We start from the raw sequence: 15,163 nt of genomic DNA on the forward strand, positions 1-15,163 counted from the left end.
GATGAAACGTAGAATTTTGCCTGTCGTGCTGGCAGGCCCCCTGGCTTTGGCCGCCTGTTCAACAGGTGTCCCGGAACAATACACCAATGAAACCCTTGGCTTTCAAGCCATCGCTGATCAAACGCAAAACGCAATTGGCACGCGCACGGCCTTTGCCCGTAGCCAAACCCAGAACGAAGCCCTGAGCCAAGAAGTGCGCGAATTGGTGCTTGGCAAGACCATATCAGCCGATACCGCAGTGCAGGCGGCCCTGCTGAACAACAAGGGTTTGCAGGCAGCCTATGCGCGTGCCGGGCTGTCGGCGGCAGAGGTCTGGCAGCAGATGACACCCGAAAACCCGGTTGTATCCCTTGGTTTGTTCGGCATTGGCGCGCCGGAGCTTGGCTTGTACCGGGCGTTGGAATCCACCATTGCCGTCAATCTTCTGGATACCAGGACCAGAAAGCAACGCATCGCAGTTGCCAAAGCACAGTTTCAGCAGGCGCAGCTTGCCGCCGTGCAGGAAACGCTGATGCTGGCGGGCGAAACCCGACGGGCCTGGATCAATTCTGTCGCCGCCTTTGAACGGCTGAGCTATCTGCGCAAGGCAAGGGAAACCGCTGATGCAAGCGCCGAACTGGCCAGTCAGCTGGGCAAAACCGGGGCTTTGAACAAGGCTGGCCAAGCCCGCGAGTTTGCCTTTCAGGCAGAGCTGGCCGGCCAAGTTGCGCGTGCGCGGCTTGAAGCCTCATTGGCCAAGGAAGAGCTGACCCGACTGATGGGACTTTGGGGCGGGGATGCGCGCTACTATGTGCCGGACGCCTTGCCAGCCCTGCCGCGATCCTTGCCCAGGGTCGCGTCAATCGAGGCCGCCGCTTTGCAGAACCGGGTCGACCTGAAGGTTGCACAAATCGGGCTTGAAGCGCAGGCGCGCGCCTTTGGGCTGACAGATCAGACCCGGTTGGTGACAGACCTGGAGCTGATTGCAGGGTTTGAAGCAGAACGTGAGCGCCAGGACGGGGCCACGCATACGGACACCCGGCCGCAACTGGAGCTGGAGTTTGCCATTCCGATCTTTGATCAGGGCAAAGCCCGCATGCGCAAGGCGGAACTGTCTTATATGCAGGCTGCCAATCAGCTGGCCGAACGGGCTGTGAATGTGCGCTCTGAAGCGCGCAGCGCCGAATTAGCCTATCACGCGTCGTTTGAAATCGCACAGCACTACCGCGACGTTGTCCTGCCCCTGCGCAAATCCATCGAAGAAGAAGGTCTGCTTAGCTACAACGGCATGATCACCAATACATTCGAACTGCTGACTGATCTGCGGGACAGACTGTCCAGTGCTCTGCAAGCAGCAAACGCCAAACGCGATTTCTGGCTGGCACAGGCAAATGTGAATACCGCGATTTATGGCGGCGGCGCGGGCTCGGCCGCGATGCGCGACGCCGGCGCAGAGATCGCCAGCGGCGGCAGCCCAGCCCATTAAAAGGATCAACCAAGATGATGAACAGACGTCAAATTCTAGGCGCCGGTGCGGCAGGTGCTGCGCTTGTCTCGTCCCAGGCCTGGGGCAAGACCACCAACATGGGTCTTCCTGAAGCCGCCCTGATGGATACAGCAGCAACACAGCCCCCCAAAGCGCCCTCAACCGGGACTGATTACAATCCGGTGGTGACCCTGAACGGTTGGACACTTCCGTTTCGCATGAACAACGGGGTGAAGGAATTTCACCTGATTGCCGAACCGGTAGAAAGAGAGCTGGCCGATGGCATGACCGCACATCTATGGGGCTACAACGGCCAATCCACCGGCCCCACAATCGAGGCGGTCGAGGGTGACCGGGTCCGTATCTATGTCACCAACAAGCTGCCAGAGCACACAACCGTGCATTGGCACGGGCTGATCCTGCCGTCCGGCATGGACGGTGTGGGCGGGCTCAGCCATCCCGGCATTCCCCCGGGCAAGACCTTTATCTACGAGTTCAATCTGACCAAATCTGGCACCTTCATGTATCATCCACATGCGGATGAAATGGTGCAAATGGCCATGGGCATGATGGGAATGTTCATTGTGCATCCCAAAGACCCTGATTTCATGCGGGTAGATCGCGATTTCCTGATCATGCTCAATGCCTTTGACATTGATCCGGGCACATTTGTTCCGCGTATCATGACCATGACCGATTTCAACCTGTGGACATGGAACAGCCGGATCTTCCCCGATATTGATCCGCTGGTTGTCAACAAGGGTGACAAGGTAAGGGTGCGGGTTGGCAATCTGACCATGACCAACCACCCGATCCACATGCATGGCTATGACTTCAAGGTCACCTGCACCGATGGCGGCTGGGTACCGGAAACTGCGCAATGGCCAGAGGTGTCGATCGATATCCCGGTTGGCGCGATGCGCGCATATGAGTTTGTGGCGGACCACTTAGGCGACTGGGCCATTCATTGCCACAAATCGCACCACACCATGAATGCGATGGGCCACGATGTCCCCACGTTCATCGGTGCCAACAAAAGCAAGCTGACAGGTCAGATCCGCGCGTTGCAGCCGGAATACATGCCCATGGGCACGGCTGGCATGGCCGACATGGGGGAAATGTCGATGCCCCTGCCGGACAATACCGTCCCGATGATGGCTGGCTGGGGGCCCCACGGCCCCTTGGAAATGGGCGGCATGTTTTCGGTTGTGAAGGTGCGCGACGGCATTGGATCAGACGATTACAGCGACCCCGGCTGGTATCAAAACCCGCCCGGCACTCAGGCCTACGAATGGACCGGAGAGCTACCGGAGTTTGCACGTGCAGACACGGCACAAACACAGATCACCCCAAAACCAACCACCAAAGGCTAGCGCCCCAGGTCTCTTTATACACAATGAGGAAACACCCATGAAAACAATCCTTTCGACAGTAGTCATCGCCGCACTCCTTGCTGGCCCTGCCTTTGCATCTGGCACGCATGGCGGCGGGCACGGCGATGGAATGGAGGTCGGCAAACCCGGTGACGCACATCACGTTGACCGCGAAATCAAAGTCTCGATGCAAGAGACTGACGACGGCGAAATGCTGTTTGAGCCCCGAAACTTCTCTTTTGCCAAAGGTGAAACGGTCAAGTTCACAATCACCAACGCCGGTGAGTTGGAGCATGAATTTGTATTGGATACCGCCCCGCGAAACCTCCTGCACAAGGAAATGATGGCCAAAATGGACATGGAACACGATGACCCAAACTCAGTGCGGCTTGATGCCGGTGCGCAAGCAGAGGTCGTCTGGACCTTTTCCAACAGCGGCACCTTTGAATTCGCATGCCTGATCCCTGGTCACTACGAATCCGGCATGCATGGCCCGGTGGTGGTGAAATGAAGATCACAATCGAAGGAAAACGGATCATGAAAACCATAAAACTAGCCGCAACGGCGCTCATGCTTGCTGTAGGTTTTGCCGCCAGTAGCATGGCTGGAACCTTTACCAAAGGCACGGTTAAAAAGGTCGATCCCAGGTCCGGCAAGGTTACAATTATTCACGAAGAACTGGTGGATCTGGACATGCCCGCCATGACCATGGTTTTCCGGCTGGCCGAAAAAGACATGCTCGACCAACTGGAAGCAGGGCAGGAAATAGAGTTCGTCGCCGAAAGGATCAAAGGCAGGCTCACCGTGACTGAGCTGAGATAGGCAACTCACGGGAGGTCCCGCTCGGGCCTCCCACCTACGCGATTTGCGCCGGTGGGAGGCTCTAAACGCTACCGTTTTTCCCAGCGGAAAAACCGCCTGAACGCAGTGTCTACAGGCCGTTTTGGCCAAAATTATCTATCAAAAGACAATCGCTTAGGCATCCCGATAATCGTACAGAAAACAGAAGAAAGAAGCCAAAATGAACACCTCCTTATCAATTGCTTTGGTCGCCGCCATTGGAGCCGCCGCAATATATGCTTTGTCACATGATACAGATGAGGCAGCTCCGCCCGCATCCGCTCAGGTCGCCGGGGGGCCAATTGTCAGCGTCCGGATAGCCGACACGTTCACAGCATCGGCGCAGGTGGGAAAACAAATATTCGACGCGGCTTGTGCCAACTGCCATGGCCAGAACGCTGCAGGGCGAAACGGCATGGGGCCGCCGCTGGTACACAAGATCTACGAACCCTCACACCACGCAGACGCAGCCTTTATGCGGGCGGTGCAATACGGGGTACAGGCGCACCATTGGAATTTTGGCAATATGCCCAAACAAGGCGGCCTCACAGACGGCGATGTAAAAAGCGTCATTCACTATATACGTGAACTACAAAGGACCAACGGGATTGAGTAGCGACCCATCGGAGACCCAGCCCAAGGCCCTCTCCAAACCTCTGCTTCTGACCCGTGCGAAATTGCTTCAAATATGCGTGCTATGCAGGAGCTGTCCACACAGGTCTTTCGCGGCACCGTGCAGTGGCCCCTGCGCCGCAGCACGCCTGGGCTATCGAAGATAGGTGTTTGTCCAGCCCCTGCGCGAGATCAAAGCCAACGGACCGACCGCAGGCCATGTGGCAAGCAAGGCGCCCGCCACCGTCACCGATGCGCTGACACCGCTGGAGGGCGCGTGGAGTGAAGGACTTCGAACACCCAAAAAACCACCTATAAATTCAAGGTGTTAGTGGGGCTTTCTTGCCAAAATAAGATTATGGCGGAGAGACAGGGATTCGAACCCTGGAGACGGTCTCCCGCCTACACACTTTCCAGGCGTGCGCCTTCGACCACTCGGCCACCTCTCCGTTAGGCGGACTTTTGACCGATCAGAAAAGGAAATGCAAGGCCCGTTCTGACAAAAAACTCACCTTTTTCAAAAGCTTTTTCAATCAAGCAGATACAGGCAGATATAGGGAGATCCCGGGGGGACGTGCTTTGCCTTTTTGTGCCGTTCCCAGGCCTGCTAATCCAGCGCCTGCAGGGGGTGGTCCCTCGCATCCAACCCGGGGCCTGCCCCAGGCCTGCGGGTTCTGCCCCCTCCGTGACAGTTACAGTAGCAGTTCCAGCTCTGGGCCCACAGGCCCTGTCGGCACAGCAAAGCTAACGGTCAGAATCTGCCGCGCCATCCTCTTCGCCGCCCTGAAGATCCCCAAGGTCCGGCTGTGTCAGATCTGTGGTGGCCTCTGAAACCGCGCTGGTGGCGGCCTGATCAGCGACCGCATCTTTGGTTCTTTCAGCCACCAGCGCCTCTGGATTGCGGATCCAAAGATCACGCTGGGCAAAGGGAATTTCAATCTCTTCCGCAGCAAAGCGCGCCGCGATCTCGTAGTTGAGATCGGATTTCACCGACAAGACCCAGTTCACATCCCGCAAAATGGCGCGGATCTCAAAGTCGAGACTATCCGCCCCAAAGCCTTGGAAGATCACGCTGGGCGCCGGTTTCAGCAGCACCATCGGGTGGGATTGAGCAATCTCATTCAGGATGGCCTCTACGCGGCGCGGATCGGTGCCATAGGCCACCCCAACAGGGACAATCACCCGGCCAACCGTATTGCCACGGGTGTAGTTGGTAACGGTCCCGGTGATCAGATCCGAATTTGGCACAATCACATCGCTGCGATCAAAGGTCTCGATCCGGGTCGAGCGCACCGAGATGTCGCGGACATAGCCCATCAACCCGCCCACTTCGATCCAATCCCCCTTGGAAATCGGCCGTTCGATCAGCAGGATGATACCAGAGACAAAATTCGACACGATGGTTTGCAAACCAAAGCCGATCCCCACCGACAAGGCCCCGGCCACAATCGCCAGGGATGACAGATCCAGGCCCGCCATCGAGATCGCCACAAGCGCCGCCAGGAAGATGCCAACATAGCCCAAGCCGGAAACGATGGCATTCTGCCCACCAGGGTCGATATTAGTTTTGGGCAATAATGAGGTACGCAGCGTGCTCTGCACAACCCGTGTCACCCCATAGCCAAAGGCAAAAACCACAACAAAACTCAGGAAGGCAACCGGAGAGATTTGGGTATCACCGATCTGAAACCCCGCCAGAAAGGTCGACCAGAGTTCGGTCATATCGGCAACCCGGGCGCCCCAGATCAACGACAGCAAAGGCAGGGCGATCAAAGAGAGGGTAAATCCAACGGCCACCAGAACAAGCGAGTCGCGCGCGGCCTCCCCCTGCCCTGACACAAACCCATAAAGATCCCCGGCAAAACGCTGCACAACAAAGAGTACCGCCAAAAGCAGCAAGGTCAAAATAGCCGGGTAGATCAAGGCCTCGGCGGCATTGACATAGCCAACCGCCGCAAGAACCGGAGCTGCAAACCCCAGAAAGAAAGCTCCGCGCCGCACCACATCAAACAGCCGGTTGGCTCCGATCGAGATACGCGTTTCCTGTTCCGGGTCGCGCTCGGATTTATCCGCTGCGCCCGGAGCCAATCCAGCCTGTACCGGTCTCCCCTGTGCCACCCCAAGCGTGTTCAACCGATAAAACACCAGAGCCGCAGCAACAATCAAAGGAAAGCTCAGCACCGACTGAGTATCCACTGAGGTTTTTTCCAGCTGGTAGAGCTCGTACAGGACATCCTGCAGCACCAGAATAACCGCCCAGAGGTCGATCATCAGGCGGGCTTCTCCGCGCCGCACCACCGCAAAAGGCACCAGGCTGACCTCTCCCGGAGCTTTGAACAGCTGATCGCCAAGCCAATGGAATGCGAACAGGATCAGAGCCCATCCTGGCAGGTGCTCGAGCATCAGGGTGCCCCGCACCCCAAGAATGCCCGCCACCTCCAAAGAGGTTGTCAGCAATAGGATTCCGAGCAACGGCAGGGCAACCTGCAACAGCGAGACGATAAAGGTCCACACCCCCGTGCCACGGGCACCAAGGCCGCGCAGATGATCCCCCATCGCCCGCGCCCAGGGGCGCCCGCGCAGCAGCAGGAAACCGCCAAGCAAGACCAACAGCAGAATTTCTGGAAAGCCATCCCAGATCTTCTCAACTGTGGTATCGCTCCCGATCTGTGACTTGGTCTCAAACCACAGGGTCCGCCCAGCCCAGGACAGGGCCGCCAGAGCATCTGGCCAGAGCTCAGGGTTCAAAGGAGACGGGCCGCGCTGCAACAGATGCTTGGTGCGGCGTTCGCGAATGATACTGTCAACTTCACTGATCAACCCATCCGCACGACTAAAGGCCGCTTCTGCGATAACGCGCGGGACTTTCAGCTGATTGAGCTGGGCAGTCAGTTGATTTCGCAGCGTGGCGATGTCTTCAGGTTCCGTCGCCCCGTCAGCGGGGGCAGCCCCAAGCGCTGCAATCTGATTTGTCAGCGTTTGAATACGCTGCTTGTTTTTGCTTTTTTCGACCTGAAAGTCCTGACGAAAACTCGTCAGTTCCTTGCGTAGCTGCTCAAAGGCGGCGCTTGAGGCACGTCTGCTTTCAATCGACTGCTCGGCCCGCAGGGCGGTGCTTTCCCACTCCTGCATGTAGCTCTGTTGCTGCGCCGTCACCTGCGCCGTCACCTGTGCCAAGACAGGTCCGGAAACGGCCAGGCTGCCCAGCACTGCAACAGCAAGCCAAAAGGCAAAAGCGGCAATCAACCGCGTCACGAGGGTGTGAGACCACAAGGTTGCGGCCTCACAGTTGACACGGGCAGACTGCCGGAGCGCGATGGTCATACGTCCTCAAAGACGCCCGGAATTGAGGCTGGTGTATGGGTCATCCAGTCGGGCACCGGCAGGTCCTTTTCGCGCAGGAACTCTGGGTTGAACAGTTTTGACTGATAGCGGGTTCCGTAGTCACACAGGACAGTCACAATGGTATTGCCCGGTCCCATGTCCTTGGCCATACGCACAGCCCCAGCGATATTGATCGCCGAGGATCCCCCCAGAACCAGGCCCTCGTCATGCAACAGGTCAAAGACAAAGGGCAGCGCCTCTGTGTCCGAGATCTGATAGTTGAAGTCGGGCTTCAACCCTTCCAGGTTCTTGGTGATCCGCACCTGGCCGATACCTTCGGCAATCGAGGATCCCTCCATGACGATCTCGCCAGTGGTGTAATAGGAATAAAGCCCCGCCCCCATCGGATCGGCCAGGGCAATCTTCACGCCCTTGGGCTGCAGGCATTCGGCGACCCCCGCCAGGGTCCCGCCCGAGCCAACCGCGCAGGTAAAGCCATCCACATTGCCACCGGTCTGCTCCCAGATTTCGGGGCCGGTGGTTTCAACATGCGCCTGTTTGTTGGCGATATTGTCGAACTGATTGGCCCAGATCGCGCCATTGGGTTCGGTTTTGGCAAGCTCATTCGCCAGCCGCTCAGAGTAGCGCACAAAATTGTTTGGGTTGCGATAGGGCGCCGCAGGCACCTGCACCAGCTGGGCCCCAGCCAGACGCAGCATGTCCTTTTTCTCTTCGGACTGGGTTTCCGGGATCACGATCACGGTTTTGAACCCCATCGAGGCCCCCACCAGCGCCAGGCCAATACCCGTATTGCCGGCCGTGCCTTCGACAATGGTTCCGCCCGGCTTTAGTTCACCACGCGCAATCGCATCCTTGATAATATAAAGCGCCGCCCGGTCTTTGACCGATTGACCGGGGTTCATGAACTCCGCCTTGCCCAGAATTTCACATCCGGTCTCATCGCTGACGCGGTTCAGACGGATCAGAGGAGTGTGGCCAATGGCGTCGGCCAGATCGCGTGCAATGCGCATGGTATCCCTTTCGATCATTCCCCCAAGATGTAACCAAGGGGGCAGAGCTCTACAAGATGGGAAGCGGCGGTTAGCGCAGCTCTGCGCGCAGCCGTTCACGGTGACGAGACAGCCAAAGCCCTGCGGTGATCAGCGGCATGTCCTGATAGTGGTGATCATCAATCCCCTGCATCAAGGCGTCAAAGCTGAGGATCTCGCTGCGCAGATCCTCGTTTTCACCGGCAACTCCACCGCCGCCACTGATGCAAGAAAGATCCGTAAGGCCCACAAAAATATAAATAAACTCTCCTAACGCACCACTGGAAGGGTAGGCTTGCGTCACCCTTTCCAACTGCGAGATCGTCACACCGGCCTCCTCCACCGCTTCGCGACATGCGGTCTGTTCCGGGGTTTCGCCAGGGTCAATCAGCCCTGCCACCGGTTCCCACATCCAGGGGCGTTTTTCGCCAGCAATAAAGGTGGCCGCCCGGAACTGCTCGACCAATAGCACCTGATCGCGCAGCGGATCATAGGGCAAAACCACCGACGCCCGCCCCACCAGCGCCACGCCTCGATTGACCGAGGGGCTCATGGTTCCATCATAGCGGCGGAACCTGAGATCCATCTCCTCCATCGCAAAAAAGTTCATATAGGCGCGTTTGTGGCTCTCAACCTGCACATCCTGTGACAGATCATGCGCCGGATCTTCGGTTCTGGACTGCGCCATCAGCCAGGCAGAGGCGCGGCGACGGATCGACGGCAGAGACCTGCGCATCTGCTCAGCGGTCATCCGCCCCTGATAGGCCATGACCTCTTCTGCCGCGCGCAGCGTCAAGGCCCCGGACTGGGCAATCCAGGCCTCCAGATCCCAAGGCACGGCGGGCTGCCATTGGCCGGGCGCTGGAAAATAAACCCGCGCAGCAGCGTCTTCCCCAGAGGGCAGTTTGACAATGATGGGCCGCAACGCATAGTCAAAGCCCCCTTCGTAGAAATCCAGCGCCGCCAGATCCGCGGGGCTCAACCCGCGCACCAATAGCCCGGTGGCGGTTTCTCCGCTGGCCTGCGCGATCATTGGAAAAATCTGGTCGCGGACCGCATAGACCCCATGATCAGCCAGGCTGACCTCAGTGATATCCAAACCCGCGCAGCCACGGCCCAACACCAGCTCTAGCAGCGGCACATAGCGAAGAGTGCCGTAGAAAAATAGATCAACCACGCCTTTTAACCCATTGTTAAGTCTAATTATGGCCAGCGCTTATCTGTGCTTTCAGCCAGTAGCCCAGCCAGACAGCCGCCAATAATCAGGGGCAGTAAAACCGATGGTACCGCAATAACAAAAAAGTATTCCAGCGACAGGGTCAAAATTGCCAACAAGGCGTCAAAAGGCCCGCCATACCGATTGCGCATGGCGCGGTCGAACATCTCCCAGGCGCCTTGAATGAACAGGGCCCACAGCACCATCACAGCCGCGCCGGTCAACCCGTTGTTAATGGCTGGCACCAGGCCATGACCAACCCGCCGCCCCATAAATATCCAGCCGGTCAACACACCGAGAATGACATTGATGTGGAAAAAATACCCAAAATCGGTTCCTTCGGGCATCAATGGCACCACCTGCCAGGAGACAACAAGGGCAAGCAGTCCCAGGCAAAGAGCGGCAACAAGGCGGGCGGCGGTCGGCATTGCGGAGATCATCCTTGAGGTTGAGAACACGGGTCAGGGCAAATACGCGCCCCAGACCCAGTCTTGTTTAACAGTCCGTCTGATCTGACAGATCAGCTTACAACACCTGATCAAGTGCAGTGATCAATTTATCCACTTCGGAACGGCTGGTGTAATGGGTGAAACTCAACCGCAAGACCCCCTCTTGGGGATCAACGCCCATCGCAGAGAGCGCACGCACAGCATAAAAATCACCGCCTCCCGCCATGATCCCCTGCTCCGCCAGCTGTGCCGCGACCGCCAGCGCCGGGCGGTTCAGTGCCAGCGCCACGGTTGGCGCTCGCTTAGCGGCCTCGCTGGGGCCCAGCAGGCGCAGATCATTGCGATCCTTTACCGCATCCAGCAGCGGCTGAAGCAGCGCAATCTCATGCCCGCGCATCAGATCATGCACAAAAGATGCCCGCGCCGCTGCCCCATCGGCGGGACCACCATGATGATCACAGAGGGCATCAAAATAGTCTGCCATACCGGCGCTGGCAGCAACCTGCGCATGATCCGGCCCCGCCGGGGTAAAGCGTTTGTACAGGCAATCACCGTTGAAAAAATGCCCCTGATTGGGAAGCAGCGCGCCGAGCTCACGCCGCATCACCATCACCCCCTGATGGGGGCCGTAGGTTTTATAGGCGGAAAACAGATAGATATCGGGGCCAAGATCGCCAACATTGGGCAATCCATGGGGCGCATACGAGACCCCATCGACGCAGACAAAGGCCCCTGCCGCATGCGAGAGCGCGGTAATCTCGGTCACCGGGTTGATCTCACCCACAACATTGGAACACTGCGGAAAACACACCAAACGAACCTTTTCGTCCAGCAGGGTCTCCAGTTTTGCAGGGTCAAGATGCCCGGTCTGCGGATCAATTTTCCATTCGCGGATCTCGATCCCCTCATCGGCCAAACGCCGCCAGGGGCCGGTATTGGCCTCATGATCCTGATTGGTCACAATAATGGCTTCGCCCGGCTGCAAAAGCTGCCGAAAGGCCTGCGCCAAAACATAGGTGTTTTGCGTTGTGGAGGGGCCAAAGCTCACCTCGTCGGTCTCAACCCCCATCAGCGCAGCCAACCGCTGGCGGGCCTCGTCCATTTCAGCCCCTGCCAGCCGCGACGCCTCGTAGGGGCCATAGGGCTGAACTATGCGCTGCGTATAGTACCGCGTCAGCCGGTCGATCACCTGGGTACAGGTATAAGAGCCGCCCGCATTTTCAAAAAACGCCTGTCCCTGCAGGCTTGGTTCCTGAAAGGCAGGAAACTGCCCGCGTACAAAATCAATATCCAGCGTCATGCTCATTCCCCAATTCCGCTCCCCGGCCCCGTCGCCAATGTTGTTAACAGCAATGGATGCCGACCCAATGGCAAGAGGTCAAGGCTGGAGGGAAAGACAAAGGATCAGGACAGGCGATTGGTGTTCCAAACAACACCCGAAACCCATGTTAGCTAGGTCGCAGTCATTCGTCACCAGATCGCCGACGCCCCCCAACTGCAGCAGGGGGCGCCGTTTAATCTATCCTCAGCAGCTGCGCGCCAGACTGCCCAAAGGGCTGCCCAACAGACAGGGCAACTGGCAGGGCAACTGGCGGCTAAACTGGGATCAGGCGTTCACATCAACCACGACCCGGCCCTGTACCTGGCCCTTCAGAATATCCGCACCCAACTGCGACAAATCCGAAAGCACAGCTGGCTTGATCATCGCCTCCAGCTTCTCCATCGGCAGATCTGTCGCCAGCCGCTCCCAGGCCCGCAGCCGATTGTCATAGGGTTGCATCACGGAATCGATGCCCAGCAGGTTCACCCCCCGCAACAGGAACGGGATCACAGTTGCCGGCAGGCCAGCACCACCCGCCAGTCCAACAGCCGCAACCGAAGCGCCATATTTCATCTGGCCCAGCACCCGCGCCAGCATCTCACCGCCAACCGCATCAACACAGCCCGCCCAGGTCTCGCTCTCCAGCGGGCGCTTGACCGTTTCGTTCAGCGCATCACGTGCCACAATCTGCGTCGCCCCCAAGCTGCGCAAATATTCCTCGGTTTCGGGGCGTCCGGTGACAGCCGCGACCTCATAGCCAAGATTGGCCAGAATAGCTGTTGCCACCGAGCCAACGCCCCCTGCGGCACCGGTCACCAGAACCGGCCCCTGCCCGGGTTTCATGCCGTGATCCTCCAGCGCCATCACCGCCAGCATGGCCGTAAAACCAGCGGTGCCAACGGCCATTGCCTGACGCGTATCAAGCCCCGCAGGCAGCGGCACCAGCCAATCCGCCTTGACCCGGGCCTTTTGCGTGTAGCCGCCCCAATAGGCCTCGCCCACGCGCCAGCCGGTCAAAACCACCTTGTCACCGGGCTTGTAGCGATCATCCTCGCTGGCCTCGACGGTGCCGGCAAAATCGATACCCGGAATATGGGGATAGTTTCGCACCAGCCCGCCACCCTTGGGGCTCAGGCAGAGCCCGTCCTTGTAATTCACCGTGGAATAGTCAACCGCAACCGTGACATTTCCCTCTGGCAGCCGATCAAGATCGATCTGCTCTACCGCGGCAGTCGCCAATCCGCTGTCTTCATCCTTGTTCACAATCAGTGCATTGAACATTTGCTTTCTCCCGTTGTCTCAATAAGACCATCAAATCCAGAATTTTTCACGCACGGTCGCCGCACGCAGGCCGTCAGGCGTTTCGACTTCCAGTTTGGTTCCCGCATCCCAATGGGTCATCCGCACCAGTCCAATTGCAACATTGGTCCGGAAATCCGGTGACCAGGCCGCCGAAGACACCCGCCCCACCCGTTTTCCAGCCGCGTAAAGTGGCCAGAACTCTGTGCAGGCGGGAACCGGGTCGCCGGCAATAGAAATGGCGCGGATCTGTTGAACCGGCCCTTCTTTTGCAACCCGCAACAGGGCATCGCGCCCGATGCAACCAATTGCGGTATGGGTGTCGCAGAACCGACCAAGTCCACATTCATGTGGCGTATTGTCATCGGTCATGTCATTGCCATAGCTTAACAATCCGCCCTCGATACGCTCGATCAAATTGGGACAGCCTGCCCGCACATTCAGGTCCTGGCCTGCGTCAAACAGCTTGTTCCACAGCGGCATGCCGATTTCTGCATCCTGGACATAGATCTCAAACCCGCCCTGTTTGGAATAGCCCGAACGGGCAATCACCAAATCGCGGCCCTGAAACTGGAAAGTCCCAAATCTGAAGAACCGGATAGATCGAATGGTGTTGCCAAAAACCCGCTCCAATAGCTCCTCGGCTTTGGGCCCCTGCACCGCCAGCGGTGAGACATCCGGCTCATCCACCAGCACATCCAGGCGCCAGCCGTTGGCAATGCCCTTGACCCAATACAGCAGATCGCTGTCCGCAATTGAAATCCACCAGCGGTCTTCTGCCAGCTTTACCGCAACCGGATCATTCAGCATACCGCCGGTTTCATCAACAATCGGCACATAAAAGCACTGTCCCGGCAGCATGCCTCGCAGATCACGCGGCGTCAGCATCTGCATCAAACGCCCAGCGTCCGGCCCCCGCAACTCCACCTGGCGCTCACAGGACACATCCCAGATTTGAACATGCTTTTTAAGGTGATGATAATCAGCCTCAACACTCTCAAACACCGTCGGCAACAACATATGATTGTAGACGGTATAGGCCTTAACATTGGCAGCCTCGACCCCTTCGGAAAAAGGGGTTCTACGCAAACGCCGCGACGGTGAAATTAGTGCCATTGTTCATCCTCCTGGCAACGGGGAACTCAATAATTCGGACCAGATCGAGGTCTTTCCGGATCTGGTAGTTTAGCGTGGAGACCGCCCAATTGGCTTGTTGGGTCTGGGGGGGAAGCTGACAGAGGCGAAGCGCACAGACCTGCAAATTACCGCAGCTCTCCGGCTATTCCTCCAAACCGCAATGGCTTCCATTGTTTCCTCCAGAACGACCTGAAACCGACTCACCGCTTGCAATTTAAATGTCAGACTTTTAAATGTCAGACAAATAAAAAATGCAGCCCCCAAAGCGAGGACCTGACATGAAGATTGATCCAAACAGTTCAGCAGATCTTTCAGTGCAGATTGCCCAGGCTATAAAAGACGCCATTATCAGCGGTCAGCTAATTGTTGATCAGCGTCTGCCTTCAGAGTCCGAACTGGCTGATCAATTGCACGTGTCGCGCCCCACCGTCCGCGAAGCCTTGAAGCGACTGGCGGCGCAGTCCCTGATCCGAACCCAACGGGGCGCCACTGGCGGTGCCTTCATCAACCGCCTCAGTTTCGAAGACGCCCATGCGCAGCAAGTGACCACGTCAACCCTGCTGCTGAGCATGAACGAGGTGAGCTTTGAGACCGCCTGCGAAGCCCGCTACGCGCTGGAACGCGCCTGCGCGCCACTATCCGCCAGCCGCCGCAGCGCCGATCATCTGGCCACAATGCGGGCCGAAATCTTCCGCCAAGGCCAACCCGGCCTGTCAGATGAGGCCTTCTGCGCCTCTGACGTCGCCTTTCACCGCGCTTTGGTTGACGGGGCCGCCAACCCGGTGCTTTCTTATCAACTGGCCGGCGCAGTAGAGGCCATGCAGCCGCTGATGAATATCATCACCTTCACCGCACGGGACCGCGCCCGTATCGTCGCGCTGCACTGCCAGATTGCCGATGCCATCGACCAGGGAAATGGCGCAGCGGCCTCCGACGGTTTGACAAGACTTGAAACCGAAACGCTGCAACTGGCGCAAAAAGTCTTCGAATCCCGCGCCGCCAAACCCTGACGCCCTATCCCTACCGACCCTCCCCCCTGTCTCTGCCCTGTCTCTGCCCTGTTCCAATACAGCCAGGG

General features: G+C 58.0%; 13 protein-coding genes and 1 tRNA gene. 6 read left to right on the plus strand and 8 right to left on the minus strand.

The features are described from left to right. Position 1 precedes the first annotated feature (1 nt). The 5 genes from ARCT_RS0113440 to ARCT_RS0113460 all read left to right on the plus strand — a co-directional run bounded on the left by ARCT_RS0113440 (position 2) and on the right by ARCT_RS0113460 (position 4,294). A complete protein-coding gene (locus ARCT_RS0113440; protein ID WP_027240546.1) occupies positions 2 to 1,465 on the plus strand; it encodes a TolC family protein in 1,464 nt (487 codons plus the stop codon). A 14-nt stretch (positions 1,466 to 1,479) separates the two neighbouring features. Further along, positions 1,480 to 2,838, plus strand: coding sequence for a multicopper oxidase family protein (locus tag ARCT_RS0113445; RefSeq protein ID WP_027240547.1), 1,359 nt, complete (start codon positions 1,480 to 1,482; stop codon positions 2,836 to 2,838). Between the two features lie 37 nt (positions 2,839 to 2,875). After that, the gene (locus tag ARCT_RS28865; protein WP_027240548.1) at positions 2,876 to 3,349 is read left to right on the plus strand and encodes a cupredoxin domain-containing protein; all 474 of its coding nucleotides are present in this window, start codon (positions 2,876 to 2,878) and stop codon (positions 3,347 to 3,349) included. Then, complete coding sequence (locus tag ARCT_RS28870; protein WP_322786420.1) at positions 3,346 to 3,660, plus strand: copper-binding protein; 315 nt, start codon at positions 3,346 to 3,348, stop codon at positions 3,658 to 3,660. Before ARCT_RS28865 ends, ARCT_RS28870 begins: the two co-directional genes overlap by 4 nt. A gap of 199 nt (positions 3,661 to 3,859) precedes the next feature. Further along, entirely contained in the window at positions 3,860 to 4,294 is a 435-nt protein-coding gene (locus ARCT_RS0113460; RefSeq protein WP_027240550.1) for a c-type cytochrome, read from the plus strand. Positions 4,295 to 4,649: 355 nt separating this feature from the next. On the opposite strand, the gene ARCT_RS0113465 is transcribed toward ARCT_RS0113460, so the two are convergent. From ARCT_RS0113465 to ARCT_RS0113500, 8 genes are all read right to left on the minus strand, one after another. Continuing rightward, positions 4,650 to 4,739, minus strand: a tRNA-Ser gene (locus tag ARCT_RS0113465). Between the two features lie 295 nt (positions 4,740 to 5,034). Continuing rightward, entirely contained in the window at positions 5,035 to 7,614 is a 2,580-nt protein-coding gene (locus tag ARCT_RS0113470) for a DUF3772 domain-containing protein (protein ID WP_084300863.1), read from the minus strand. Further along, complete coding sequence (locus ARCT_RS0113475) at positions 7,611 to 8,645, minus strand: cysteine synthase A (protein ID WP_027240552.1); 1,035 nt, start codon at positions 8,643 to 8,645, stop codon at positions 7,611 to 7,613. The genes ARCT_RS0113470 and ARCT_RS0113475 overlap by 4 nt, the downstream gene beginning before the upstream one ends. Before the next feature lie 70 nt (positions 8,646 to 8,715). Then, complete coding sequence (locus tag ARCT_RS0113480) at positions 8,716 to 9,840, minus strand: NUDIX domain-containing protein (RefSeq protein WP_027240553.1); 1,125 nt, start codon at positions 9,838 to 9,840, stop codon at positions 8,716 to 8,718. 26 nt (positions 9,841 to 9,866) lie between these two features. Continuing rightward, positions 9,867 to 10,307, minus strand: a complete 441-nt coding sequence (locus tag ARCT_RS0113485; RefSeq protein WP_027240554.1) for a TrgA family protein — start codon at positions 10,305 to 10,307, stop codon at positions 9,867 to 9,869. A 97-nt stretch (positions 10,308 to 10,404) separates the two neighbouring features. After that, the gene (locus ARCT_RS0113490) at positions 10,405 to 11,628 is read right to left on the minus strand and encodes an aminotransferase class V-fold PLP-dependent enzyme (RefSeq protein ID WP_027240555.1); all 1,224 of its coding nucleotides are present in this window, start codon (positions 11,626 to 11,628) and stop codon (positions 10,405 to 10,407) included. Positions 11,629 to 11,934: 306 nt separating this feature from the next. Then, positions 11,935 to 12,930 carry an acryloyl-CoA reductase gene (gene acuI / locus ARCT_RS0113495; RefSeq protein ID WP_027240556.1) on the minus strand — a complete coding sequence of 332 codons (996 nt, stop codon included), beginning with the start codon at positions 12,928 to 12,930 and terminating at the stop codon, positions 11,935 to 11,937. A gap of 30 nt (positions 12,931 to 12,960) precedes the next feature. Beyond that, entirely contained in the window at positions 12,961 to 14,064 is a 1,104-nt protein-coding gene (locus tag ARCT_RS0113500) for a dimethylsulfoniopropionate demethylase (RefSeq protein WP_027240557.1), read from the minus strand. Positions 14,065 to 14,363: 299 nt separating this feature from the next. On the opposite strand from ARCT_RS0113500, the gene ARCT_RS0113505 reads away from it, so the two are divergent. Then, on the plus strand, positions 14,364 to 15,095 hold the full coding sequence (locus ARCT_RS0113505) for a FadR/GntR family transcriptional regulator (RefSeq protein ID WP_027240558.1): 732 nt from the start codon (positions 14,364 to 14,366) through the stop codon (positions 15,093 to 15,095). The last annotated feature ends 68 nt before the right edge of the window (positions 15,096 to 15,163 follow it).

Origin of the sequence: Pseudophaeobacter arcticus DSM 23566, assembly GCF_000473205.1 — a bacterium.
GTDB lineage: Bacteria > Pseudomonadota > Alphaproteobacteria > Rhodobacterales > Rhodobacteraceae > Pseudophaeobacter > Pseudophaeobacter arcticus.

Coding starts and splice junctions, on each gene's coding strand:
- ARCT_RS0113440 (WP_027240546.1), top strand. CDS start 2: ATGAAACGTAGAATTTTGCCTGTCGTGCTGGCAGGCCCCCTGGCTTTG.
- ARCT_RS0113445 (WP_027240547.1), top strand. CDS start 1,480: ATGATGAACAGACGTCAAATTCTAGGCGCCGGTGCGGCAGGTGCTGCG.
- ARCT_RS28865 (WP_027240548.1), top strand. CDS start 2,876: ATGAAAACAATCCTTTCGACAGTAGTCATCGCCGCACTCCTTGCTGGC.
- ARCT_RS28870 (WP_322786420.1), top strand. CDS start 3,346: ATGAAGATCACAATCGAAGGAAAACGGATCATGAAAACCATAAAACTA.
- ARCT_RS0113460 (WP_027240550.1), top strand. CDS start 3,860: ATGAACACCTCCTTATCAATTGCTTTGGTCGCCGCCATTGGAGCCGCC.
- ARCT_RS0113470 (WP_084300863.1), bottom strand. CDS start 7,614: ATGACCATCGCGCTCCGGCAGTCTGCCCGTGTCAACTGTGAGGCCGCA.
- ARCT_RS0113475 (WP_027240552.1), bottom strand. CDS start 8,645: ATGCGCATTGCACGCGATCTGGCCGACGCCATTGGCCACACTCCTCTG.
- ARCT_RS0113485 (WP_027240554.1), bottom strand. CDS start 10,307: ATGCCGACCGCCGCCCGCCTTGTTGCCGCTCTTTGCCTGGGACTGCTT.
- ARCT_RS0113490 (WP_027240555.1), bottom strand. CDS start 11,628: ATGACGCTGGATATTGATTTTGTACGCGGGCAGTTTCCTGCCTTTCAG.
- acuI (WP_027240556.1), bottom strand. CDS start 12,930: ATGTTCAATGCACTGATTGTGAACAAGGATGAAGACAGCGGATTGGCG.
- ARCT_RS0113500 (WP_027240557.1), bottom strand. CDS start 14,064: ATGGCACTAATTTCACCGTCGCGGCGTTTGCGTAGAACCCCTTTTTCC.
- ARCT_RS0113505 (WP_027240558.1), top strand. CDS start 14,364: ATGAAGATTGATCCAAACAGTTCAGCAGATCTTTCAGTGCAGATTGCC.